This window comes from Nostoc sp. (assembly GCF_035638895.1).
In the GTDB taxonomy this organism is placed as follows: Bacteria; Cyanobacteriota; Cyanobacteriia; order Cyanobacteriales; family Nostocaceae; genus Nostoc.
Genome location: NZ_DASQZC010000539.1, coordinates 1 through 1797 on the forward strand (window position 1 = coordinate 1; position 1797 = coordinate 1797).

The 1797-nt window shown below is 39.5% G+C and carries 2 protein-coding genes; both read right to left on the reverse strand.

The genetic code is table 11. The features are described from left to right. Positions 1-475: 475 nt before the first annotated feature. Positions 476-1114: a hypothetical protein gene (locus VE944_RS26520; RefSeq protein WP_324984229.1), complete on the reverse strand. Its 639-nt coding sequence runs from the start codon at positions 1112-1114 to the stop codon at positions 476-478. Positions 1115-1288: 174 nt separating this feature from the next. Then, positions 1289-1579: a hypothetical protein gene (locus VE944_RS26525; protein WP_324984232.1), complete on the reverse strand. Its 291-nt coding sequence runs from the start codon at positions 1577-1579 to the stop codon at positions 1289-1291. Between the last annotated feature and the right edge of the window lie 218 nt (positions 1580-1797).

Consider the following 1797-nt stretch of genomic DNA (forward strand, 5'->3'; position numbering starts at 1 on the left):
GTGCATGTTGGCAACGGAATAAAAACTATTACGCTGCCGATAAATTTTGCTTTTCTTGGTATCGCCTTTGATGCGTAATCCAAGCGATAACCATTTACAGGGTGCTAACTTCCAGTTAGAGTTAGCCGTAACTTATTATAAGCACAATGCAACTATAGCTTTGACTTGGTGCAAAGATAGTTTACAAAAGTTGCTCAGGCGGTTGCCTTAGTGTAGGGGAATAAAAAAGTTCAACAATTTCTGTTAGGTGCTTTACCCCGCTCCAAGCATCCGTCCATAAATCGCTTGAAAGGGCCTGTACGCCGCAGCCACGCTAGGTTATTACTAGAGTGATCGCCACTGGCTCATGACGGTTACGCCATCGCTCTTAAGCTCTTCAAAGATTTCTGATCTTATTTCCCGGTAACTCTATTATTATCCAGTTATCAGTAATGAGGAGCATATTTTCCAGTGTTGTAGAGTTTTTTGTTCTTGACTAATAAATTTCGTCTTCTTCATCTACCCAATCTTCATCCCAGAGAAGTTCATTGTAAACCTTAGTAGCTTGAGATATTTTTAGGTTGTGAGCTGCTGTCACACAATTTCTTGGTTGCCAGCCAATGAGGGCGTATCTCCCATGTAAATATCTGACAGCATTTTTGCAGTCATTAATTACTGGAATATCCTCTTTGATGTATTTTCGCAATTGGACTCCTAAACGAATTGCCTCCATTTCATAATTGTGAAAGTAGGGTTCTTCAACATCAGGTGTAGAAATCAGTAATCCTCTTACCCAGGCATGATTTTTATAGATAGCCTTCGCTACAACTAAATTGACTTGTTTTGGTGTCCAGTTGCTCCGAAGTAAAAAGTTATCTATTGCTGATTCATCATCTAAATCTATATCGACGTTAGATTCTGAAAGTATTTCCAAGATATCTGTATTTTCTAAGAACAGTTCGTACCACTCTTGAAAAGTTTCGGGACTAAATAGTTTTCTGGCTTCTTCAAATGAAATTTTCTCCCATCCTGCATCTGTAACTATTTCGTTACCAGTCCTTGTAATGAACAGATTCTTTTCTTCTAGCATCCAAGGGAAGGATGTCTTGTGATGTCTTCTCTTTCGTTTACCCATTCAACTACCTGATGCCATTGCGATGCCTGCGATGAGTTGCCTAAGCGTCTATGCATTCAATTTTAGTGCTATCGTTGATTATTTTTTAGGCTTCTTTCTCAAAAGAAAATTTCTGTTTGTGACAGTGCGTATACACAACAGCAACGTATTATTTTACCGATCTTTACCAAGATTTCATCCGCAGAAATCATCAACGCGGATATCACGCCAAATATCGGAAATCTGCCAGCCTGATTTGCCCACAGATTGTACTGGAGGATTGTCAAGAAATGGAATATAGTCAGCAACTCTGGGTTCTGGAGTGATTACTGGTTTCTCCTCAACCACAGGGGCTGGAGAATTGACAGTATTAGCTTCTAGAAGAAGTTGGTCTTCAGCCTCCTCGATTAGCTTCATCTGTCTCAGGGTAAGCTTGTCGGATTTTTTGATGATCTTCTTAGTATCTGTATCATTAGAAGTATTCATTGGCTGTTCCCTCGAAGGCATTGGCTTAAAATTTGGATGGTAAAGTTGAGAGAAGATGGGTATAAATAATTTGCACAGAATTAACAAGGTACACCAAATTTATGGAAAATACGAGTCCCTTGTTGAAGAATTTACCAATTGAGTACAAATCTCTTTTTCGGGCAGATGCCCCAGCATAATCTGTTGCACAGATGCAAGTATTAAGCGATCGCTTCTTG